The organism is Arthrobacter sp. StoSoilB20 (genome assembly GCF_019977295.1).
In the GTDB taxonomy this organism is placed as follows: domain Bacteria; phylum Actinomycetota; class Actinomycetes; order Actinomycetales; family Micrococcaceae; genus Arthrobacter; species Arthrobacter nicotinovorans_A.
In genome coordinates, this window is the sequence record NZ_AP024651.1 from 3,845,433 (window position 1) to 3,866,863 (window position 21,431).

Annotated in this window: 18 protein-coding genes; 11 read left to right on the plus strand and 7 right to left on the minus strand. The window is 63.3% G+C overall.

The window, feature by feature from the left end; all coding sequences use genetic code 11:
- The first annotated feature begins 63 nt into the window (after positions 1 to 63).
- From acs to LDN85_RS17460, 4 genes are all read left to right on the plus strand, one after another.
- Complete coding sequence (gene acs / locus LDN85_RS17445) at positions 64 to 2,109, plus strand: acetate--CoA ligase (RefSeq protein ID WP_026541379.1); 2,046 nt, start codon at positions 64 to 66, stop codon at positions 2,107 to 2,109.
- Between the two features lie 179 nt (positions 2,110 to 2,288).
- Positions 2,289 to 3,077 (plus strand): DeoR/GlpR family DNA-binding transcription regulator, encoded by a 789-nt coding sequence (locus tag LDN85_RS17450; protein ID WP_223943670.1) that lies wholly within the window; start codon positions 2,289 to 2,291, stop codon positions 3,075 to 3,077.
- A gap of 84 nt (positions 3,078 to 3,161) precedes the next feature.
- A complete protein-coding gene (locus tag LDN85_RS17455; protein WP_223943671.1) occupies positions 3,162 to 3,971 on the plus strand; it encodes an ABC transporter ATP-binding protein in 810 nt (269 codons plus the stop codon).
- Positions 3,964 to 5,334: an FtsX-like permease family protein gene (locus LDN85_RS17460; protein WP_223943672.1), complete on the plus strand. Its 1,371-nt coding sequence runs from the start codon at positions 3,964 to 3,966 to the stop codon at positions 5,332 to 5,334. Before LDN85_RS17455 ends, LDN85_RS17460 begins: the two co-directional genes overlap by 8 nt.
- Before the next feature lie 120 nt (positions 5,335 to 5,454).
- Here the strand turns inward: LDN85_RS17460 and LDN85_RS17465 are convergent, their stop codons facing one another.
- Both LDN85_RS17465 and LDN85_RS17470 read right to left on the minus strand, forming a co-directional pair.
- Complete coding sequence (locus LDN85_RS17465) at positions 5,455 to 6,474, minus strand: LacI family DNA-binding transcriptional regulator (protein WP_026541383.1); 1,020 nt, start codon at positions 6,472 to 6,474, stop codon at positions 5,455 to 5,457.
- A 14-nt stretch (positions 6,475 to 6,488) separates the two neighbouring features.
- Positions 6,489 to 7,688 (minus strand): Gfo/Idh/MocA family oxidoreductase, encoded by a 1,200-nt coding sequence (locus LDN85_RS17470; protein WP_223943673.1) that lies wholly within the window; start codon positions 7,686 to 7,688, stop codon positions 6,489 to 6,491.
- 358 nt (positions 7,689 to 8,046) lie between these two features.
- Between LDN85_RS17470 and LDN85_RS17475 the strand changes: the two genes are divergently transcribed.
- The 4 genes from LDN85_RS17475 (at position 8,047) to LDN85_RS17490 (ending at position 13,523) form a co-directional block, all read left to right on the plus strand.
- Entirely contained in the window at positions 8,047 to 8,868 is an 822-nt protein-coding gene (locus LDN85_RS17475; protein ID WP_081733348.1) for a sugar ABC transporter permease, read from the plus strand.
- A gap of 9 nt (positions 8,869 to 8,877) precedes the next feature.
- The gene (locus LDN85_RS17480; protein ID WP_026541386.1) at positions 8,878 to 9,804 is read left to right on the plus strand and encodes a carbohydrate ABC transporter permease; all 927 of its coding nucleotides are present in this window, start codon (positions 8,878 to 8,880) and stop codon (positions 9,802 to 9,804) included.
- Between the two features lie 67 nt (positions 9,805 to 9,871).
- The gene (locus LDN85_RS17485; protein WP_026541387.1) at positions 9,872 to 11,218 is read left to right on the plus strand and encodes a sugar ABC transporter substrate-binding protein; all 1,347 of its coding nucleotides are present in this window, start codon (positions 9,872 to 9,874) and stop codon (positions 11,216 to 11,218) included.
- A gap of 115 nt (positions 11,219 to 11,333) precedes the next feature.
- Positions 11,334 to 13,523, plus strand: a complete 2,190-nt coding sequence (locus LDN85_RS17490; protein ID WP_223945486.1) for an alpha-galactosidase — start codon at positions 11,334 to 11,336, stop codon at positions 13,521 to 13,523.
- A 151-nt stretch (positions 13,524 to 13,674) separates the two neighbouring features.
- Here LDN85_RS17490 and aroQ read toward each other — a convergent pair whose 3' ends face one another.
- Both aroQ and LDN85_RS17500 read right to left on the minus strand, forming a co-directional pair.
- The gene (aroQ, locus tag LDN85_RS17495) at positions 13,675 to 14,139 is read right to left on the minus strand and encodes a type II 3-dehydroquinate dehydratase (RefSeq protein WP_026546553.1); all 465 of its coding nucleotides are present in this window, start codon (positions 14,137 to 14,139) and stop codon (positions 13,675 to 13,677) included.
- A gap of 94 nt (positions 14,140 to 14,233) precedes the next feature.
- Positions 14,234 to 15,418, minus strand: coding sequence for a MarP family serine protease (locus tag LDN85_RS17500; protein WP_026546554.1), 1,185 nt, complete (start codon positions 15,416 to 15,418; stop codon positions 14,234 to 14,236).
- Positions 15,419 to 15,664: 246 nt separating this feature from the next.
- Between LDN85_RS17500 and LDN85_RS17505 the strand changes: the two genes are divergently transcribed.
- Complete coding sequence (locus LDN85_RS17505) at positions 15,665 to 16,342, plus strand: Crp/Fnr family transcriptional regulator (RefSeq protein WP_011775987.1); 678 nt, start codon at positions 15,665 to 15,667, stop codon at positions 16,340 to 16,342.
- Positions 16,343 to 16,477: 135 nt separating this feature from the next.
- On the opposite strand, the gene LDN85_RS17510 is transcribed toward LDN85_RS17505, so the two are convergent.
- The 3 genes from LDN85_RS17510 to LDN85_RS17520 are packed head-to-tail and all read right to left on the minus strand — an operon-like array spanning position 16,478 to position 18,101.
- Positions 16,478 to 17,389 carry an NUDIX hydrolase gene (locus LDN85_RS17510; protein WP_026541391.1) on the minus strand — a complete coding sequence of 304 codons (912 nt, stop codon included), beginning with the start codon at positions 17,387 to 17,389 and terminating at the stop codon, positions 16,478 to 16,480.
- Between the two features lie 17 nt (positions 17,390 to 17,406).
- Positions 17,407 to 17,943, minus strand: coding sequence for a RidA family protein (locus LDN85_RS17515; protein ID WP_223943674.1), 537 nt, complete (start codon positions 17,941 to 17,943; stop codon positions 17,407 to 17,409).
- A gap of 2 nt (positions 17,944 to 17,945) precedes the next feature.
- Positions 17,946 to 18,101, minus strand: a complete 156-nt coding sequence (locus LDN85_RS17520; RefSeq protein WP_011775990.1) for a DUF4177 domain-containing protein — start codon at positions 18,099 to 18,101, stop codon at positions 17,946 to 17,948.
- A gap of 37 nt (positions 18,102 to 18,138) precedes the next feature.
- Between LDN85_RS17520 and LDN85_RS17525 the strand changes: the two genes are divergently transcribed.
- Both LDN85_RS17525 and LDN85_RS17530 read left to right on the plus strand, forming a co-directional pair.
- Complete coding sequence (locus LDN85_RS17525; protein ID WP_223943675.1) at positions 18,139 to 20,433, plus strand: transglycosylase domain-containing protein; 2,295 nt, start codon at positions 18,139 to 18,141, stop codon at positions 20,431 to 20,433.
- Positions 20,434 to 20,435: 2 nt separating this feature from the next.
- On the plus strand, positions 20,436 to 21,383 hold the full coding sequence (locus tag LDN85_RS17530) for a metallophosphoesterase (protein WP_223943676.1): 948 nt from the start codon (positions 20,436 to 20,438) through the stop codon (positions 21,381 to 21,383).
- The last annotated feature ends 48 nt before the right edge of the window (positions 21,384 to 21,431 follow it).

The window sequence follows — 21,431 nt, forward strand, 5'->3', positions numbered from 1 at the left end:
GGCCCGGGCGGGAGCCTCGCGACAGGTTCCGCGCAGCAAAGATCGATGAATGATGAGGTTCACATGTCCCAGGACACCACCGGATCCACGGCCACCGCTGCAGCTTCAACTGCTCAGAACGGATCGGCCGCACACGTCGAGGCACTTGAAAACCTCCTCCACGAGAACCGCAAGTTCGCGCCCTCTGCAGAGTTCGCCGCGAACGCCGTGACCAGCGCTGACGCCTATTCAGAGGCAGAGGCAGACCGTCCCGCGTTCTGGGCCAAGCAGGCACGCGAGTTGTTGACGTGGGACAAGGACTTCACCGAGGCGCTTGACTGGTCCAACCCGCCATTCGCCAAGTGGTTCGTCGGTGGCGAGGTCAATGCGGCGTACAACGCGCTGGACCGCCACGTTGAGAATGGCCTGGGTGACCGCGTTGCCATCTACTTCGAAGGCGAGCCCGGGGACACCCGCACCTACACGTATGCGCAGCTGACCGAAGAAGTGAAGAAGGCCGCCAACGCTTTCGAGTCCCTCGGCGTGGCCAAGGGTGATCGCGTGGCTGTGTACCTTCCCATGATCCCCGAGGCCGTCATCACGCTCCTTGCCTGCGCCCGCATCGGCGCCGTGCACTCTGTGGTGTTCGGTGGCTTCTCCGCCGATGCCCTGCGTTCCCGGATCGAGGACGCCGAAGCCAAGCTCGTGGTCACCGCCGATGGCACCTACCGCCGCGGCAAGCCGAGCGCGCTGAAGCCCGCAGTGGACGAAGCCCTGTCCAAAGAAGGTCATACGGTTCAGAACGTTGTTGTGGTCAAGCGCAACGGCGAGGACGTCAACTGGGTGGAAGGCCGCGATCTCTGGTGGTCTGAAACGGTTGATAAGGCAGCAACCGAGCACACCGCCGTCGGGCACGACTCCGAGCACCCGCTGTTCATCCTTTACACCTCCGGCACCACGGGCAAGCCCAAGGGCATCCTGCACACCACCGGCGGCTACCTCACCCAGGGCGCCTACACGCACAAGGCCGTATTCGACCTCCACCCCGAAACGGACGTGTACTGGTGCACCGCCGACGTCGGATGGGTCACCGGCCACTCCTACGTCACCTACGCTCCGCTCATCAACGGCGCCACCCAGGTCATGTATGAAGGCACCCCGGACTCCCCCCACCAGGGCCGCTGGTGGGAAATCGTGGAGAAGTACAAGGTCTCCATCCTGTACACCGCACCGACCGCGATAAGGACGTTCATGAAATGGGGCCGGGACATCCCGGACAAGTACGATCTCTCCTCCATCCGCGTGCTGGGCTCAGTGGGCGAATCCATCAACCCCGAAGCCTGGATGTGGTACCGGGATGTCATCGGCGCCAACGCCGGCAAGAACGGTGAAAAGAAGGAACACCCCGCACCGATCGTGGACACCTGGTGGCAGACCGAAACCGGCGCGCAGATGATCGCCCCGCTTCCCGGCGTCACGGCTACCAAGCCCGGCTCAGCCCAGGTTCCACTGCCGGGAATCGCAGTGGACGTTGTGGACGAAAACGGCCAGTCCGTGGCCAACGGCGAAGGCGGCTACCTGGTGGTCCGCGAACCGTGGCCGTCCATGCTGCGCGGCATCTGGGGCGACCCGGAACGCTTCAAGGACACCTACTGGTCACGTTTCGAGGCCATGTACTTCGCCGGCGATGGCGCCAAGAAGGACGAAGACGGCGACGTCTGGCTCCTGGGCCGCGTGGACGACGTCATGAACGTCTCCGGACACCGCCTCTCCACCACCGAGATCGAGTCCGCCCTGGTCAGCCACCCATCCGTGGCCGAGGCCGCCGTGGTTGGTGCCGCGGACGAGACCACCGGCCAGGCCGTGGTGGCGTTCGTCATCCTCCGCGGTGACGCCGTGAACAACGGCGACGAAACCGTCCTGGAACTGCGCAACCATGTGGGCAAGGAAATCGGCCCGATCGCCAAGCCCAAGCAGCTCCTGATCGTGCCTGAACTGCCCAAGACACGGTCCGGCAAGATCGTCCGCCGCCTCCTCAAGGACATCGCAGAAGGCCGCGACACGGGCGATGCCACCACACTGGCAGATCCCGGCATCATGCAGCAGATCGCGGATTCGCTCCGTAAGTAAGCAGTAAACGACGGCGCCGCCCACCTCCCGGGGTGAGCGGCGCCGTCGTGCTTTGGAGCAGTTGCGTGACGCCCGCGTGACGACGCCGCGACCCAATGAGCCACCGGGCGGAGGGACCGCGTCCTAGACTGGAGCCAGACTCAGCCTCACCTTGAACGAGGCCCTCCAGAAAGGCCCTGATGCTTCAGGCAGCACGCCACTCAGCCATCATTGATGCCGTCCAGCGCGAACGCGTGGTCCGGGTCTCGGACCTCGCACAGCTGCTGGGGGTCTCCCCCATGACCGTCCGCCGGGACATCGAAGCACTGGAGGAAACCGGCCGCGTGGAGCGCATCCACGGCGGAGCGAAACTGCCCGGTGATGCAAGCACGCATGAGCCGGGGTTCGAGCTGAAGTCCACTCAGCTCACCGCCGAAAAGCATGCGATCGCCGTCGAGGCTGCATCCATCGTCCAGGAAGGCATGGCTATTGGCCTCAGCGCCGGAACCACCACGTGGGCCTTGGCGCAGGAACTGGTTCACGGGCCCCGCATCACCGTGGTCACAAACTCCGTACGGATAGCTGATCTCTTTCATCACGGATCGTCGTCCGGCCCCGCCCGCTTCGGCTCCACCGTGATCCTGATCGGCGGCGAGCGCACGCCCTCGGACGCCTTGGTGGGACCCATCGCTACCGCTTCCCTGAAGCAACTGCACTTGGATGTCTTGTTCCTGGGCGTCCACGGCATGGATGCCCAGGCCGGTTTCACCACGCCGAACCTGCTCGAAGCAGAAACGGACCGCGCCTTCATGGCCTCCGCCCGGAGCACCGTTGTCCTGGCCGATCACAGCAAGTGGGGCGTGGTGGGCATCGCTTCGATCGCCCAGCTGGAAGAGGCCGATGAACTGATCACCGATTCCCTGCTGGGCGAGGATGCCCGGCGGGTGCTGGCCGAGAATGTGGCGAAGCTAAGGATCGCCGGCGCCTGACTCATACCGCGGGTGGAGGCCTGGCCGCAGAGTTCAGCCGCGGGACTGACGCGGCCGGACGGGGCAGACGGCGATGCTGGATATATGAACGCCATCCTCCACGCCCAGCAACTCACCAAGCACTACCCCGGCAGCATTGCCTTGGACCAGGTTGACTTCACGGCGAACGCCGGCGAGTCCATCGCGATCATCGGGCCCTCCGGCTCGGGCAAGACCACCTTGTTGCACTGCCTTGCCGGTATTTTGAGGCCCGACGCCGGTTCCATCACCTTGCACACGCCATCGGCGCCTTTGCGCCTGGATACTTTGGGAGACGCGGCGTTGTCCCGCCTGCGCCGGGAAGAGTTCGGATTCGTGTTCCAGCAAGGCATGCTCCTGCCGGAATTGACTGCCGTGGAGAACGTTGCGCTGGCCCTGATGCTCAACGGGACTGACCGGGCGTCGTCCGAGTCCCGGGCCGCCGAATGGCTTGGTGCCCTGGGCCTTGCCGGCATGGAGCAGCGCCGCTTGGGAGAGTTGTCAGGTGGGCAGGTCCAGCGAGTGGCGATCGCGAGGGCCCAGGTAACCGGTGCACGGGTTGTCTTCGCGGACGAACCCACGGGCGCCTTGGACTCCGCCACATCCACTGAAGTCCTGGACGTTTTGCTGCGCTCCGTGGCCGCCAACGGACGGACACTGCTGGTGGTCACCCACGATCCCAACGTCGCAGCCCGGTGCCAACGGGTGGTGGAGCTGCGTGATGGCAGGATCGTGGCGGACAGTGGCGGACCCGTTCCCCCGTCGGCCCCTGTCCAGCCGGCGAAAATCCCGGCACCCGTGAATACCCAGGCCAAGCTGAATACCCAGGCCACCAACACCCAGGCCACCAACTTCAAGGGTGCCTTCAATGTCTAGTCTCTCCATGGCCCTCCGGCTCACCCCTTACCTGGCGCGAAGCAGCGGCAGCAGCCTGCGCGAAACGGGCCTGCGCGATGCCGGACTTCCTGTTCTGGCCTTCGGCACGGTCACTGCCCTCCTGCTGACCGTGGCCGGTGGTTCACAGGTTTTCTGGTCCTGGTCCGACGACATCGCAGGTACCTACCAGGCGTTGGCCGTCGTCGCGATGGTCTTGCTCATCATCCCGCTCCTGACGCTGGGGGCCTCCGCCGCCCGACTCGCCGCCCGCCGTCGTGATGACCGCTTGGCGTCCCTGCGTTTGCTGGGTGCGGACAGCGCCACTGTGGTCTGGATGACTGTCATCGAGTCCACCGTGCTCGCGGCTGTTGGCGCACTCGCGGGCGCGGGACTGTACGCCTGCGCGGCACCGTTCCTGGGTTTGATCCAGTTCCGGGGCCAGGCGATTGCCGGCCATGCGTGGCTGACCGTACCGTCCATCCTGGGCTGCATTGCCGCCGTCTGCGTGCTGGCTGCAGCAAGTGCCGCCTTGGGACTTCGCAAAGTGGTGGTGACGCCGTTGGGAGTCAGGACACGGCAATCGGCCGACGGCGTCCATTGGGTTCGCGGGCTCATCGCGGCTGTTGTGGTGGTTGTGGGAGTGGTTGCGATGGGTATGCTCAGCAGCTTTGGCGGGTTCATTGTGATCGTGGCCGTCATGGGTGGCTGCTTTGGGCTGGCATTGCTGGCGTTGAACCTGATGGGTCCCTGGGTCCTTAGGTTGCGGGCGTCCTCGCAGCTCAAACGGGCCAAGCGCCCGGAACAACTGCTGGCCGCCCGGACCGTCCTGGAGAGTCCCAAGGAATCGTGGCGTCAAGTTGGGGGCGTCGCGATGACCAGCTTTGTGGGCGTTTTTGTGGGCGTGGGCATGGCCGTGGCAGACACCATGGGCTCCGGAGCGGACAACGAGGCCGCGCTGTTGGTGCGCGATATCAACACAGGCGTGATGATCACACTTCTGGGCTCATTCCTGATGGTGGCCTGCTCAGCGGGCGTCAACCAGGCGGCTTCGGTGCTGGACCGGGCGTCCACCCTGGTGGCCCTGGACCGGGTGGGCATGCCGCGCAAGCTCATGGTGGCCTCGCGGGTGAAGGCTGTTATGTCCCCGCTGTTCCTGGTGGCCGGCCTTTCCGCAGCCGCTGCGGCCGCCTTGGTCCTGCCGCTGACGGGCATGGTGTTGTTGACCCAGCCCGTGGTGCTTCTGACCATTGGCGGCGTATTTGTGGCGGGTTTCCTGCTGGTCCGGCTGGCCGTCGCGGCGGGAACGGCTCAGATCAACCAGGTGCTGGCCCGCCCGGAGCGCTACGCGAGCATGGACTCCTGACCCGACCAGCCGCCGTCGTAATCCCCTGTGGAGCCCCCTCCCCCAAAAGCCCCGCGAGGTGGCACTTAAGGACAGTGTTGGCGCCCGCACAACATTGTCACTAAATGCCACCTCGCGGGGTTATTTGCAGCCGCAGGACTGCCGGATGATCAGCTCGGTGGGCAGGATATGGTGCTGCAGCTCGTCCCCGCGGCTCTTGCCAACCAGGGCCTGCACGGCAGCTTGGGCCATGGCCTTGACGGGCTGGGCCACAGTAGTGAGCGCGGGCCAGCTGTACTCGGAATCCAAGGAGCCGTCGAAGGACACCAGCGCAAGGTCCTCGGGCACCCGCACGCCGGCCTCATGAAGTGCCCTGAGGATACCGATCGCCTGCATGTCGTTGCTGGCGAAGATCGCTGTGGGGCGGTTGGCCATGGAGAGGAACCTCTTGCCCACCTCATACCCGCCCGGTCGGCTGAAGGGACCATGCAGCATGGGCCCGTCAGGCAGTCCCGCCTCACGCAGGGTCGCCAGCCAACCCACCTCGCGCCCGTCCAATTGGTTGCCGGTATTGGTGCCGATCGCCAGGCCAATGTTTGTGTGGCCGTGGCCGATCAGGTGCTCCACGGCGGCCCTGGCCCCAGCTTGCAGGTCAACACCCACGCTGTTGAACCCAGGGGGTGAGCCCGCGTTGTTCAGCAACACCGCGGGGATCTCGGAGGCCTCGAGTTCGGAGACGTCGGGATCGAACACGCAACTGGCAAGGAACACACCGTCCACCTGCCGGGCAGCCAAGGTGCGGATATTCTTGCGTTCGCGCGTCAGGCTTCCGTCCGAGTTGGTAAGCACCATGCCGAAGCCCAGTTCCGCCGCAGCATCTTCCACGGCATGGGCCAAGTGGGTGAAGAACGGGTTGGTGTTATCCGGAACCACCACGCCGATGGTTTCGCTGGATCCCAGCTTCAGTGCCCGGGCGGCAGCGTTGGGCCGGTACCCAAGGACGCGGATGGCCTCGCGCACCTTGGCTTCCGTTGCCGGGGCCACATTCTTGGGGCCACCGTTCACCACATAACTGACGACGGCGGTACTCACCCCGGCGTACCGGGCCACGTCTTTGCGTGTAACCGGGCCGCGCGAGGTTTGTACCGCCGAAGGTGTCATGAGGTAAATGCTAGCTACTCCACGGGGGCATCACCGAAGTCGCGGATGGGCAGGCGCTCCCCGCCACGCAGCGCGGACTCGTGGGCGATGATGCCGGGGAGGGTGAACCGGGCAGCCACCCACGCGTTCACCGGGGGAAGAGACCGGTTGTTCACGGCTGTCACAAAGTCGTCCACCAGGAACTGATGGCTGCCCTCGTGTCCGTTGGGTGCGCCCAGGAACTCCTGCGGGAGCCTGGACTGGTCATGCACCGGAGCCAACCCCGAAATGAAGGCATCCCTCAACTCCGGCGCAACCTCTGCCAGGGAGGGGTCATCCAGGGACATGGTGGGTTTGGTTTCCACCTGCTTGGAGACGTCTTCCACCGTGGACTTGTCCTGCCACACCGTGGTGGTGGCAAGTTGTTCGAAGCTTGCCTCGGTGCCGAAGAACCGGAAGCGGGACTCACGGATATGCGATGGATACCCCACGCGGCGCATCTCGTTGGTGCGCATCGCACCGCCGTCGTTCATTTCGAACAACGCCGTGGCGTTGGAGAAGTCGTTGGCGAACATGCTCACGTCCTTATCGAAGACGCCATCGCCGCGCTGGTCCTTCACCCCGATGCAGCTGACGCTGACGGCGTGGCCAGGAACGGCGCCGAGGACGCCACCAATGGCATGTGTCGGGTAGAGCATGGGCGGGTAGCTGGCGGTTTCCTTCCACCGCTCTCCGCCGCTGTACTGATAAGCCTCATAGAAGCCGAGGTCCATGTCATGGACGTAATCTCCCTCGGTGTAGAAGATGCGGCCGAACTTGCCTGCCGCGTGCTGCTGCCGGGCGAAGACCGTGGCTGGGTTGTAGTAGCTGGTCTCTCCCATGGCGTAGACCAGTTTGGTCTCCCGGACAGCCTCGATGATCCGTGCTATCTCCTCTTCGGAAATGGCCATCGGCACTGCTGAATAGACGTGCTTGCCGGCCCTGAGGGCGCGCTCCACCAAGGGGCCGTGGGTCCACCGCTGCGTGAAGATGGCGACAGCATCGACGTCGGACTCCAACAGTTCCTCGAAGCTGCCCATCACTCCATCCAGTCCCCAACGCTCCTGCGCTGCAGTTGCCCGTTCGGGGAGTTCATCCACCGCATACACGGCACTGACGCCCGGGTGGAGCTTGAACAAATGGGCGAACTGGCTACCGAACTGCCCTACACCCACAACACCGATCGAAAACGTCATTGTTTACCTTTCCTGGGCCCATAGAGCAGCCTCCGCGTGTACTTCCCTGATTTCCCGTCGAGTCTTGCATCGGAATCTACTCGAGTCAACAGAAACAACATTTGTGAACATTATTCCCCAAAAGTTTGCGCCAGCTCTTGCTATGCTCAGATCTACTCGTGTAGATTCACCACCAGTTGTTACGCACATCACAGCCAGGAAAGGGTCGATGATGACCACGATTACCAAACAACCGGATCCGGGGCCCACCACCGGTGCGGCCCGGAAACCAGGAAAACCACGCAAGCGGGGAAAACCGTCCGATGGGTTCCGCGGCATCGGTGACCTGAAGGTAGCCCTCTTCTTCATCGCACCGGCGATGGTGGGCTTGATCCTCTTCTACCTCGTCCCGACCATCAGGGGCATCTACCTCAGCTTCACCGAGTACAGCATCCTCGGCGACCCCGAATGGATCGGTACGCGGAACTACGAACGCATAGCCAAGGACCCGCTGTTCTGGAATGCCTTGGGCGTCACTTCTGAATACGTAGTGATCAACATCGTCCTCCAAACGGCCTTGGCCCTGGGCCTTGCCATCCTGATGCATCGCGTGGCAAAGTCGACCCTCATCCGCGGCGCACTCCTGATGCCCTATCTGATGGCAAACGTCATCGCGGCCCTGCTCTGGTTTTGGATGCTTGACTACCAGATCGGCATCATCAACCAGATCATCGAATGGACCGGGCTTCCGCGGGTGGCCTTCTTCGGCAGTGAGCAATGGGCCATCCCCACCCAGGCACTGATCAACACGTGGCGGCACATGGGCTACACAGCCCTCCTGATCTTCGCCGGACTCCAGGCCATCCCAAACAGCGTCTACGAGGCCGCCAGCATCGACGGCTCCAGGGCGGTGAGCACTTTCTGGCGGATCACCTTGCCACTGTTGCGGCCGGTCCTGGTACTGGTCCTCGTAGTGACAGTCATCGGCTCCTTCCAGGTCTTCGACACCGTGGCCGTCACCACGGCCGGCGGACCCGTCAACGCGACCCGGGTGCTGCAGTTCTACATCTACCAGCGCGCCTTCAACGAGCAGGACTTCGGCTACGGATCCGCCTTGGCCGTCATCCTCTTCCTCATCCTCGCAATCGTCGCTTTCATCCAGATGAAATTCCTCCGCGGCAACCAGTCGGACCTGGACTAAGGACACGCCATGACCACTCTTGCATCGCCCAAGTCCGGCAGCCGCCGTCGAGCATTCAGCCGGCCCTTCAACTGGCGACGTGCCATCGCCCTGACCCTCCTCGCCCTGGCCGTAGCCGTGAGCATCCTGCCCTTCTACTGGGTGCTGCGCACCGCGCTGTCCTCCAACGGCTCCCTCGCCGCGAACTCCGCCAACCTGCTGCCGGCCGACTTCAACCTGGGCGCGTTCAAGCGTGTCTTCGGCCTCCAAAGTGCCTCCGAAGCCATCGCCGAAGGCGGCTCGGGCGCTTCGATCAATTTCTGGCAGTACCTGTGGAACTCGCTGCTCTTCTCCGGCATCACCACAGCCTGTGCGGTGTTCTTCAGCTCGATGGCCGCCTACGCGTTCTCCAGGCTGCGGTGGAAAGGCCGCGACGCAGTCTTCTCCCTGTTCCTTGCCACCATGCTGGTCCCGCCGATCTTCACGGCCCTGCCCAACTTCCTGCTCATCAAGAACCTGGGCCTGCTCAATTCCATGCTGGGGCTCGTGCTGCCCTACCTGTTCATGACCCCATTCGCGATCTTCTTCATGCGCCAGTTCTTCCTGAACATGTCCAGGGAAGTCGAAGAAGCTGCAATGCTGGACGGCGCCAAGCACTGGCGGATCTTCTTCCAGATCATCATGCCCAACGCAGCTGCCCCGATCGCGACCCTCGCGTTGCTGACCTTCATGGGTCAGTGGAACGAATACTTCTGGCCATTACTGGTAGGCACCTCCGAGGAGTCCCGGGTACTGACCGTGGGTCTGGGAGTCTTCAAATCCCAGTCCCCGCAGGGCGCGCCGGACTGGTCCGGGCTCATGGCAGCAACACTCGTCTCCGCTACTCCCGTGCTGATCCTCTTCGCCATCTTCGGCAAACGAATCGTCAACTCCATCGGCTTCAACGGCACCAAATAATCTCCTCCCTCCCGCGGAAACCGGCATGTGCCGGCACGCACCCCCACCCGTCCTGAAAGGACCAACCATGATGAACAAGAAGGCACTGGGCGCTGTCGCCGCAGCCGCTGTCCTCGCACTGTCCGCCTGCTCGGGCGGAGCCTCCGGGGCAGAAGCTGCCAAGGGCGAGATCAACTACTGGCTCTGGGATGCCAACCAGCTTCCTGCCTACCAGCAGTGCGCCACCGATTTCACCAAGGCCAACCCGGACATCACTGTCAAGATCACCCAGACCGGTTGGGACGACTACTGGTCCAAGCTCACCAACGGCATGGCTTCCGGCACCGCACCGGACGTCTTCACGGACCACCTTTCCAAGTACCCGGACTTCCTCAAGACCAAGCAACTCGTGGCCCTTGACGACTCCATCAAGCAGGACAACGTAGACGTTTCCCAGTACAACGAAGGCCTTGCCGACCTCTGGGTGGGCCAGGATGGAAAGCGCTACGGACTGCCCAAAGACTGGGACACCGTTGCCCTGTTCTACAACCAGAAGATGGCCACCGACGCCGGCATCACCCCTGAACAGATGGGCTCGCTGACCTGGAACCCGCAGGACGGTGGAACGTACGAGAAAGCAATCGCCCGGCTCACCGTGGACAAGAACGGCAAACGCGGCGACGAAGCAGGCTTCGACAAGGACAACGTTGCCGTCTATGGGTTGGGGCTGCCGGGCTCCGACGCCGAGAACGCGGGCCAGACGCAGTGGAGCTACCTGTCCGCCACCACGGGCTGGACCACCACAGACAAGAACCCGTGGGGCACCCACTTCAACTACGACGACAAGAAGCTCCAGGACACCATCGACTGGTGGGCATCGCTCGCCGCGAAGGGCTACATGCCCAAGCTTGAAACCACCGTTGGCGCCAACGCCGCCGATAGCTTCGGCGCGGGGAAGGCCGCCATCAACAGCAACGGTTCCTGGATGATCGGCCAGTACACCGGCTACAAGGGCATTGACGTTGGCATCGCCCCCACTCCCCAGGGCCCCGAAGGCAAACGCGCCTCCATGTTCAACGGCTTGGCCGACTCCGTGTGGGCTGGCACCAAGAAGAAGGACGCTGCCATCAAGTGGGTCGAATACCTCGGCTCCGCAGCCTGCCAGGACGTCGTAGCTTCCAAGGCCGTGGTGTTCCCCGCCATCACCACCTCCTCCGAGAAGGCAGCAGAAGCCTTCAAGGCCAAGAACGTGGACGTCAGTGCCTTCACCCAGCACGTGAAGGACAAGACCACCTTCATGCTCCCGATCACCGACAACGCCGCCAAGGTTGCCGGAATCATGAAGCCTGCAGTTGACGCTGTGATCGCAGGCAAGGCACCGGCCAGTACGCTGACGGCAGCCAACGAACAGGTCAACGCGCTCTTCGCGAAGTAACACCCCCTGTTGTAGGGCCCGCTTTGCGCGTTATTTTCATCGCGAAGCACGCAGAGCGGGCCCCGCAGCGCCCCTTTACCGGCCCAGAGCCCACCGATTGAAAGTGACTTCATACATGCACCCGCTCCACCTCCGTTCCGCAGGTACCAGCCTGGTGATCAGCACCCACCGCGGAGAGGCTGAGATAACCCACTGGGGAGCCGACCTGGGCGAGACCCTGCCTGACCTGGCCATTCTCAACGAGCCAATTCCGCCTTCCGCCATCGACGCCAACGTCCCCGCAGGGCTCCTGCCGCAGGCTTCCTCGAGTTGGCAAGGACGGCCCGGACTGCGTGGCCACCGCATTACCGACGGCGTACCCGGCTTTGATTTCTCCCTCCGTCTTCGCACGGTGAGCGCGACGGCGGACGGTACTGCCGCCGTCGTGGTTCAGTCCGATCCCGACGCCGGCATCACCGTGACCAGCAACCTCACCTTGCACCCGGGCGGGCTTCTCGAACTGCGGCACACGGCTACGAACGACGGCACCTCCCCTTTCCAGATTGATGAGCTGGCGACGATGCTCCCGGTGGCGCCTGACGCCGTCGAACTTTTGGACCTGACTGGTCGCTGGTGCCGTGAACGCCACCCGCAGCGCCGGGCCATCCAACAGGGAACGTGGGTCCGGACCGGACGCCACGGACGTACTGGACACGACTCATCCCTCCTGCTGGCTGCGGGGACCGCCGGGTTCGGCAACCGCCACGGCAAGGTGTGGGCCACGCACCTGGCCTGGAGCGGCAACCACGAGCAATTTGCGGACAGCGTCGCCGATGGGCGCACCATGGTAGGCGGCTCAGAGCTGCTGGGACCCGCCGAAGTCATCCTTCAGCCGGGCGGGAGCTACACCACGCCTGCACTGTTTGCCGCCTACTCAGACCGTGGTTTGGATGGGATCTCGGAAGCGTTCTACTCCTGGTTCCGCTCACGTCCGCACCACGTGGGTGCAGCTTCCGGAAAGGCCCGCCCAGTAGTCCTCAACACCTGGGAAGCGGTGTACTTCGACCACAACCTGGACACCCTGATCGAGCTGGCGGAATCGGCGGCTGAGCTTGGCGTTGAGCGTTTTGTGCTCGACGACGGCTGGTTCCGCGGGCGCCGCGGCGACCACGCCGGGTTGGGCGACTGGTACGTTGACGAAACCCTCTGGCCCGATGGGCTGACGCCGTTGATTGATGCCGTGACCAGTCGCGGTATGGAGTTCGGTCTCTGGGTGGAGCCGGAAATGGTCAACCTGGACTCCGACATCGCCAGGGCGCATCCCGAATGGATCGTGGGGCCCTCAGCAATTTCCCACAAGGACGGTGGCCGGCTGCCCCTGGGATGGCGGCAGCAGCATGTGATCGACCTCGTAAACCCGGACGCCTGGCAGTACATATACGACCGCATCCACGCGCTGCTGAGCGAGAACAGCATCAGCTACCTCAAGTGGGACCAGAACCGGGACCTCCTGGAACACGGACATGCCGGCCGGGCTTCGGTCCACGAGCAAACACTGGCTGCCTACCGGCTCTTCGACGCCTTGAAGGCCGCCCATCCCGGGGTGGAAATCGAAAGCTGCTCCTCCGGTGGCGCGCGTGTAGACCTCGGCATCCTGGAACGGACCGACCGTATCTGGGCGTCGGACTGCAACGACGCCTTGGAACGGCAGACCATCCAGCGATGGACCGGATTGGTGGTTCCGCCGGAGCTGGTGGGCGGCCACATTGGACCCACGACGTCGCACACCACTGGCCGCACCCACGACCTCTCCTTCCGCGCCATCACTGCCCTTTTCGGGCACTTTGGCATGGAGTGGGACGTCCGCAGCGTCGCCGGGGCGGAGCGCGAGGAACTCAAGCGCTTCATCGGCCTGTACAAGGAACACCGCGGACTGATCCACAGTGGACGAATGGTGCGGGCCGATGTGCCGGACGAGTCGCTGATGGTGCACGGCGTTGTTGCCGATACTGAAGGGGCCGACGGCGGCACACCCGCTGGTGCCACTGCTGCACTTTTCGCTGTGGTGAAGACCCGTACAGGCTTTGGGGAGCTGACCGGACGGGTGGCGATCCCGGGAATGGTTCCTTCCCGTTCATACCGGGTGGAGGCGATTTTCCCGACACCCGGTGACGCCGACTACGGGCACACCTTCACTGAGGCAAAGCCCGCGCCGTGGTTGGCGTCCGGGGCCGAAGCCACGGGACGTTTCCTGGGCGAAGTGGGCCTGCCGATGCCGGTCCTGAACCCGGAGCACGCCATCCTGCTGCGGTTCACGGCCCTCTGACCCTCACTCACATCCCCTGGGCTTCCCGGGAACCCTCACGCACATCCCAAGGGCTTCCCGGGAACCCTCACGCACATCCCAAGGGCTTCCCGGGAACCCTCACGCACATCCCCTGGGCTTCCCGGGAACCCTCACGCACATCCCCTGCGTTTTAGACGGCGTCCGCCAGATAATCGATAGCCAGCTTGTACCCAAGTACGCCCGCGCCAACGATGATCGCAGTGCAGACACCCGACAAGTACGAGTGGTGGCGGAACTCTTCACGCTGGTGGACGTTGGTGATGTGGACTTCGACGGCTGGCAGCTGCACTGCGGCCAGGGCGTCACGGAGTGCCACTGATGTATGCGTGTAGGCACCGGCGTTGATCACAATTCCGACGGCGGTGCCTCGCGCTGCGTGGATGGCGTCCAGGAGGTCGCCTTCATGGTTTGATTGCACGCAGTCAACGGTGAAGCCATGGGCTGAGGCCGCCGACATGGCGAGCTGCTCGACGTCGGCCAGTGTTGACGTTCCATACTTCTCAGGCTCGCGTGTGCCCAAGAGGTTGAGGTTGGGTCCATTGATCACAAGGATGGTGCCGCGACCAGCTTCGGTGGCGGGAGTGGCTTCAGTCATGGCTCCCAATCTATAGCGGCCTGGGAACTCACGGGAACCGTGCCCGCTCCGTGAGCGGTGCCGGCCAGAAAACACCCACCATGCGGGAGAACCGTTACTTACGGGTGCACTGGCCCGGCGTAACGGGGTTGCTGAGGCCTGAAGCCTGCGCGGCCACGGGTTCCAGGTCTGCCATGGTGAGGGCGAAGCCCAGGGCGGCGTTGGTGGTTGTCTTAGCGAAAATGAGCCCGGCCACCTCCCCCTGCATGGTGAGCAACGGACCACCCGAGTTGCCCGGTTGAACATCACCGGCCAACTTGTAGACCTGTTCCGGAGAAGGATTCGCGCCGTAAATATCCGGGACAATGATGGTCGAGATCCCCTGCACCGTTGCCGGCTTGGACTGGAAAGGACCGCCGTGCGGGTACCCCGCGAAAGCCGCAGGGCTGCCGTCGGGCAGGTCCGCACTCATAGGCAGCGGACTGGACTGCAGTCCATCCACGGCCAGGACTGCGATGTCCCGCTGGGGGTCGAAGTAAACCACCCGACCCGGCAACGCACCGCCGTCGGGAACTTCCACCACGGGCTGCGACACGCCCGCCACGACGTGGGCATTGGTCACGACGCGCCCGGGCGCCACGACAAATCCGGACCCGGTCTGGTTCTGGCCGCATTCAAAGGCTGTGCCGGCGATTTTGAGGACTGACTCCGCTGCCTGGTTCAGGGCCGGGGTGTCCGTGGAGGCGTTGGGAACGGGCACCGGAGTCACAGGGCCGATGCCCTCGATGAGCTTGGGAATGCCATCGCCGATCACGGTGGAACGCAACTGTGCCATGGTGCTCTTGACGGGCGTTGGAGTGATGTTGTCGATGTAGCGGATCACCCGGGAACCGGCCAGTTGCTGGGAAACAAAAGGCACACCAAGCGAACTGATGCTGAACGCCAACATGGACATGACCAGCGCCGCCACCACTACGCTCACTACGCCGCCGATCAAGCGGTCAACGGCATGCAGCGGCTTGATCCGCACGGCGTGGCGGATTTTGCGTCCGATCATGGTTCCAAGCCCATGACCCAAAGCAATAAGTACGACGGCGGCACCCACCGTGGCGGTCAGCCTCCAACCGCTGTCCGTCACCCACCCGCTCACAAGTGGCACGGCGATGAACGCTGCGATGGCGCCGACCACGAATCCGGCAATTCCACCCAACGTGACCATAAAGCCGTTGCGCAGGCCATAGATCAGGTAGGACAGGAGCATCAGGATCAATGCGAAATCCAATATCGTCAAGCCAAACACCAATGCTCCTCATAGCCGCGTAGCGCCAATTGTAGTTGTGGACCCTGACAACCAACCGTTAGTCACATCACCACGGCAGCCCTGTGAATGCTGCTCTTAGCCTGTTCCGAGGCCCTCATTTAGGGCGTTCCATGGCTGAAACCCGCGTAGTTTCAGCGTTTCGCGTGCCAAGTACGTCACAGAAGCCTAAAAATTCTGAAACAATGGCCTGAGCGCCACGACCGAAACTTATATTCAGGAGATTTCATGGACATCGAGGTATTGCGCCGCGCACCCCTCTTCGCCACCCTTGACGACGACGCATTCCGCTTGCTGACGGACGAACTCACCGAGGTGGACCTTTCACGTGGAGCTTCGGTGTTCCGCGAAGGCGACCAGGGTGACCAGCTGTACTTCATCGTTTCCGGCAAGGTGAAGCTCGGCCGCACCTCCCCCGATGGCCGCGAGTCCCTGCTGGCCATCCTCGGCCCGGGCGAGCTCTTCGGCGAAATGGCATTGTTCGACCCCAGCCCGCGTACCGCCACGGCCACCGCCGTTTCGGAGACGCGTCTGGCCGGCCTCAAGAACGAGAGCCTCAACGCACTGCTCCGCACGCGTCCCGAGGTTTCCGCGCAGCTGCTGCAGGCCCTGGCCCGCCGCCTGCGTCGGACCAACGACTCTTTGTCCGACCTCGTCTTCTCCGACGTTCCCGGCCGCGTTGCCAAGGCCCTGCTGGACCTGGCTGATCGCTTCGGCCGTCCGGCAACCGACGGTGTCCTGGTGGCTCACGAGCTCACGCAGGAAGAACTCGCCCAGCTGGTGGGCGCTTCCCGCGAAACCGTAAACAAGGCGCTTGCCGAATTCGTTCAGCGTGGGTGGCTCCGCCTCGAAGCCCGCGCCGTGGTGATTCTGGACATGCAGCGTCTTCGCCAGCGTTCCCGCTAAGCATCACATCAGAAAAGCCGCCCCGGTTGTCACCGGGGCGGCTTTTTTGTTGGCATTGGGGGACGGTGCGGCCCGCACCCGGGGGACATGAGAGACCGTCCGGCCCAAACCCGGGGGACGTGAAAGAGCGTGCGGCTAGCGCTCGCGCTGGGGCTCTCCGGCGATTGTGCGGGCGGCTTCGACCTCGAGCATCAGGATTCCGCCCTCGTCCACCAGTTTGGCCTGGTACACGTGCGCTTTGCGCTTGTAGCTCAGGTAGGCGATGCATCCGTTGGCGGCCGACATTTTCTCGAGCATGATTTCGGAGCCGGGAACCAGGAGTTGGCCGAGGGTGAGGCCCACAGTATTCGCCTGGCCGATCTCGTCGCCGAGCGCCGGAGTGTCGCGGAGTGCGATCGCCTCGGCCGCGGTCACCCAGCGACCCCACACGCCCTTGCTTTCCAGGATGCTCGGCTGCTGGTTCACCGGAACCGTGGCAGCGAAGTAGCGGGTGTTGAAGCGGGTATGCGCGAAGTCCGGGCTCAGCCAGTTCACCAGGGGTTTCAGGAGATCGGTGCGGAGGGAAAGCCCGCGCTTGGAGAGCATCTCCGTAAAGGATTTTTCCTGCGCGGCAACTGCTTCCCGTGCTCGCATCCAGTCCACCGTGGAATTCGATTCAACAGTGGAAGATGCGTCCGGACCTGCGAGCAGCACGCCGGTTTCTTCAAAGAGTTCGCGGATAGCGCCCACAACGTGACGGCGGGCGAGTCCGACGTCGTCCGTTCCCATGTGCTCAGCCCACTGCTGCGGGGTGGGGCCGATCCAACCTACGGGGTCGTCGTCGGACGGATCGAGGGAACCGCCGGGGAAGGCGACAACGCCCAGCGGCGAGGAACCTGGCCTGTAGCCAAGCCAGGTTTCCAAGCCGGTGGGTGAGTCGCGCAAGAGCACAACGGATGACGCGAAGCGGGCGGCCCTGGGGGTCCGCTCGCCGAGCTCAAGCCAGTTCCGTGCTGCCCCTTCGAGTTCGGGGGGCAGTACAAACAGGCGGCGGGCAAGCTGCGGCAATTGGGTGAACCGGTTCCTTAGCTGAATTCAGCGATGAGTTCGACTTCGACAGGAGAGTCGAGCGGCAGGACAGAAACGCCGACGGCGGAGCGTGCGTGCTTGCCGGCGTCGCCAAATACCTGGCCCAGAAGTTCGGATGCACCGTTGATAACGCCGGGCTGGCCGGTGAAGGTGGGTTCCGAGGCTACGAAGCCAACTACCTTGACGATGCGGGTCACGCGGTCAAGATCGCCGATGACGCTCTTGACGGCGGCCAGGGCGTTGATGGCGCAGACGGCGGCGTAGCGCTTGGCGTCTTCGGGATCCACGGTGGGTTCGTCGGACGCGCCCAACTCGCCGAGGGAAACTTTGCCCTTGGCTTCGAGTTTGCCGTTAATAAAGGGCAGCTGTCCGGACGTGTAAACGTAGTTGCCGGAGACGATGGCGGGAACGTAGTCCGCCACAGGTGCGGCGACCTCGGAAAGAGTCAGTCCGAGCTCAGCCAGGCGCTGCTCCACAGCGGATGTGGGGGCGCCGGATTCCGCGGGAGACGTGGTTTCTGCGGGGGTTGTCATGGTTACTGCTTCTCCCTCTTCAGGTATGCAACAAGGCCTTTGCCATCGGGGCCTCCGACAACCTGGACAAGCTCCCAGCCGTCTTCGCCCCACTGGTCCAGGATCTGCTTCGTGGCGTGAATAATGAGCGGAATCGTGGCGTACTCCCATTTGGTCATGACAGAAAGCCTAGCCCGTGCCGGTAAACTGGAAAACATGGTGACTCGCAAGAACCCACTATTCGACACTGCCACCACCCTCGGAAAGATTCTAGGCTTCCTTGGTGTGAGCGCGATTTGTGGCGTCCTCGTGGCGGGCCTTTTGGTCCCCGCAGCCGCCGTTTCGGGCAGTGCCGCCAGTGGTTCAATTCAGTTCTTTGACACTCTGCCGGCGGAACTGCAGGTGGATCCGCCCAGCCAGAACACCACGATCCTGGCGAAGGACGGTACGCCGATCGCCTCGATTTACGCGGAGAACCGGACCAAGGTTCCGCTGGACTCCATGAGCCCGTTCATCAAGGACGCTGTCATCGCGATCGAGGACAGCCGTTTCTATGAGCACGGTGGTATCGACACCACCGGCATCATGCGAGCCATCGTCAGCACCGCCCGCGGCAACAAGCAGGGCGCGTCCACCATCACGCAGCAGTACGTGAACAACGTCATCAACGAGTCCCTGGTGGCGTCCGACCGCGAAGAAGACGTCAAACTCAACGGCGGCGACAAGGGCGTGGGCGACAAGCTCCGCGAAATGAAGCTCGCCATCGCCCTGGAGAAGAAGTTCTCCAAGGAACAGATCCTTGAGGGCTACCTCAACATCGTGTTCTTCAACCGTGACGCCTACGGAATCGAAGCTGCTTCCAAGTTCTTCTTCAGCACCACCGCCAAGGACCTGACACTTCCGCAGGCCGCCCTCCTGGCCGGCCTCGTGAACAGCCCCTCGGCCTTCGATCCCATCGCCAACCCGGACAACGCGAAGAAGCGCCGCGACCTTGTACTCGCCGCAATGGTGAACCAGCACAAGATCACCCAGGCCCAGTACGACGAAGCCGTAGCAACACCGGTCACCACCAAGGTCACCCCGGCCCGCCAAGGCTGCGCCTATGCCACCATGGCGCCGTACTTCTGTGACTACGTCCTGCACCTTCTTTTCAACAACCCGGCGTACGGCGACACCACGGACGAGCGCATCAAGCGCGTCCAGCGTGGCGGCCTCACCATCCAGACCACCCTCGATCCGACGGCCCAGACCGTAGCCCAGCAGCAGGTTGATGCCACTGCCGGCGCCAACCCGGACAAGTGGGGCGCGTCCATCACGTCGGTCCAGCCGGGCACGGGCCAGATCGTGAGCATGGCCCAGAACACCGTATGGCTCCCTCAAGAGGGCAAGTTCGATCAAACCCAGAACTTCAACGTTGACGTCCTGGATGCCGACGGCAATGACCTCAACGGCATCGGTGGCTTCCAGCCTGGCTCGACGATGAAGCCGTTCACGTTCGCCCAATGGCTCAACGAGGGCAAGTCGATGAATACCACCATCAACGCGAGCGTGCGAAAGTATGGAGTCAACTTTCCGTGGCGTAACACCTGTCCCACGCCGGTCAATGGTTTCTACGACAGGAACGTGGCCGGTAGCTTCGACCTCCAGAACTCGGATGAGGGCTACTACCGGAACATGACCGTCCTGTACGGGCTCATGAACTCCATCAACACCGCGACGTTTGCCTCGGCTTCCCAGGTGGACCTGTGTGGAATCCAGGGCATTGTGGATGCCACCGGAATCCACGGTGGACTCCCGACCCGTGATGAAGCGGGCAAGGTCACTGACCCGAACCCCAAGGTTCCGATGACCACACTGTCCAACCTGATCGGCGCTACGCAGACTGCACCCCTGACCATGGCGGCTGCTTTTGCGACCTTCGCTGCTGACGGTAAATACTGTGAGCCGATTGCCATCACGTCGGTGAAGGACCAGTCGGGCGCTGAATTGCCTGCCCAGTCATCCAACTGCAAGGATGCCGTCAAACCTGAGGTTGCCCGTGGTGTTGCGTACGCAATGGGGAAGGTGCTGGATGAAGGTTCGGGTTCGCTGATCCGCCCAGCCCTGAACTCCAAGAACTTCCCGGTGGCTGCCAAGACCGGTACCAACGACTCCAACGGCTCAACCTGGGTTGTTGGCTACACCACCGGCCTGGCCACGGCTTCGTGGTTCGGTGATCCGCTGGACAACCAGCTCCGCCCCGGACGTAACCTGACCATCAACGGCCAGTTCTACCAGTCCATTGACGGTTACATGATTGCCGGTCCGCAGTTCACCAACTACATGTTGTCTGTGGCTCCTGCATACGGAACCAACCCGTTCCCGGCACCTCCGTCCAACCTGTTGGGCACGGCTGCCCCGCAGCGCAACACGACACCGGCGCCCACCACGCAGAACCCGGCCCCGCCCTCCAACAACGGAAACAGCGGCAACGGGAACAATGGCAATAATGGCAACGGCAACAAGGGCTAAGCATGTCCTTCCGTGATTCACTGGCAAACCGCGTCCGTACCGTCGGGCGCGGTTTCGCCGTCACTACAGCCCTTGGTGCAACAGCCGGCGCAGCAGCCGCCGCGTATGGCTGGTGGGAGAAGGACCAATTTGAGGTCCGTCAGGAAACGTTGCCAATCCTCCCTGAGGGTTCGGCGCCGTTCCGTATCCTGCACCTCAGTGACATCCACTTCGTCCCGGGTCAGGACAAGAAGGCCCAGTGGCTTGAGTCCCTGGCTGAGCTGAAGCCCGACCTCGTGGTCAATACTGGCGACAACCTGAGCCATGCAAAGGCCATTGATCCCCTGATCCAGGCCCTGCGTCCGCTCTTGGAGTTCCCCGGCGTGTTCGTTCCCGGATCCAACGACTACTACGCCCCGCGGATCAAGAATCCTGCCGGCTACTTCCGCGGACCATCGAGGCACAAGAAGGACCCCGTCAAACTCGATTGGCCAAAGCTCCGCTCTGCGTTCGGTATGGGTGGTTGGATCGATCTGACCAACCGCGCCCAGTCGGTGGTCCTGAATGGACTCAGGTTCGATTTCTCCGGCGTCGATGATCCCCACCTCAAACGCGAGCGGTACGCCGGTTGGCCCCGTGGAACCGTGAATCAGGATGCGCGCCGCCACCTGAAGGTCGCTGTGATCCACGCTCCGTACCAGCGCGTGCTGGACCACTTCACCGAAGCCGGGGCAGACCTGATCCTCGCGGGCCACACGCACGGCGGCCAGATCTGCATCCCCGGCTACGGCGCCCTCGTCTCCAATTGTGATCTCCCGACTTGGCGTGCCAAGGGCCTCCACGACTGGGAAAGCAAGGAATTCACGACGCCGGTGAACGTCTCCGGCGGTATCGGTACGTCGCGTTTCGCGCCAGTCCGGATCGCCTGCCGCCCCGAGGCAGTCCTACTCACCCTCACGGCACGCAGCTAAACGCCGCAGGATCATTACGATCCTCAATAACTGGGTCAAACATTTCAC

What these genes read in the sequence shown, in the direction of transcription:
- LDN85_RS17450 (WP_223943670.1), top strand. Translation starts at nt 2,289, where the DNA reads ATGCTTCAGGCAGCACGCCACTCAGCCATCATTGATGCCGTCCAGCGC.
- LDN85_RS17455 (WP_223943671.1), top strand. Translation starts at nt 3,162, where the DNA reads ATGAACGCCATCCTCCACGCCCAGCAACTCACCAAGCACTACCCCGGC.
- LDN85_RS17530 (WP_223943676.1), top strand. Translation starts at nt 20,436, where the DNA reads ATGTCCTTCCGTGATTCACTGGCAAACCGCGTCCGTACCGTCGGGCGC.
- LDN85_RS17470 (WP_223943673.1), bottom strand. Translation starts at nt 7,688, where the DNA reads ATGACGTTTTCGATCGGTGTTGTGGGTGTAGGGCAGTTCGGTAGCCAG.
- acs (WP_026541379.1), top strand. Translation starts at nt 64, where the DNA reads ATGTCCCAGGACACCACCGGATCCACGGCCACCGCTGCAGCTTCAACT.
- LDN85_RS17475 (WP_081733348.1), top strand. Translation starts at nt 8,047, where the DNA reads ATGGTGGGCTTGATCCTCTTCTACCTCGTCCCGACCATCAGGGGCATC.
- LDN85_RS17505 (WP_011775987.1), top strand. Translation starts at nt 15,665, where the DNA reads ATGGACATCGAGGTATTGCGCCGCGCACCCCTCTTCGCCACCCTTGAC.
- LDN85_RS17520 (WP_011775990.1), bottom strand. Translation starts at nt 18,101, where the DNA reads ATGACCAAATGGGAGTACGCCACGATTCCGCTCATTATTCACGCCACG.
- LDN85_RS17460 (WP_223943672.1), top strand. Translation starts at nt 3,964, where the DNA reads ATGTCTAGTCTCTCCATGGCCCTCCGGCTCACCCCTTACCTGGCGCGA.
- LDN85_RS17525 (WP_223943675.1), top strand. Translation starts at nt 18,139, where the DNA reads ATGGTGACTCGCAAGAACCCACTATTCGACACTGCCACCACCCTCGGA.
- LDN85_RS17480 (WP_026541386.1), top strand. Translation starts at nt 8,878, where the DNA reads ATGACCACTCTTGCATCGCCCAAGTCCGGCAGCCGCCGTCGAGCATTC.
- aroQ (WP_026546553.1), bottom strand. Translation starts at nt 14,139, where the DNA reads ATGACTGAAGCCACTCCCGCCACCGAAGCTGGTCGCGGCACCATCCTT.
- LDN85_RS17490 (WP_223945486.1), top strand. Translation starts at nt 11,334, where the DNA reads ATGCACCCGCTCCACCTCCGTTCCGCAGGTACCAGCCTGGTGATCAGC.
- LDN85_RS17465 (WP_026541383.1), bottom strand. Translation starts at nt 6,474, where the DNA reads ATGACACCTTCGGCGGTACAAACCTCGCGCGGCCCGGTTACACGCAAA.
- LDN85_RS17515 (WP_223943674.1), bottom strand. Translation starts at nt 17,943, where the DNA reads ATGACAACCCCCGCAGAAACCACGTCTCCCGCGGAATCCGGCGCCCCC.
- LDN85_RS17485 (WP_026541387.1), top strand. Translation starts at nt 9,872, where the DNA reads ATGATGAACAAGAAGGCACTGGGCGCTGTCGCCGCAGCCGCTGTCCTC.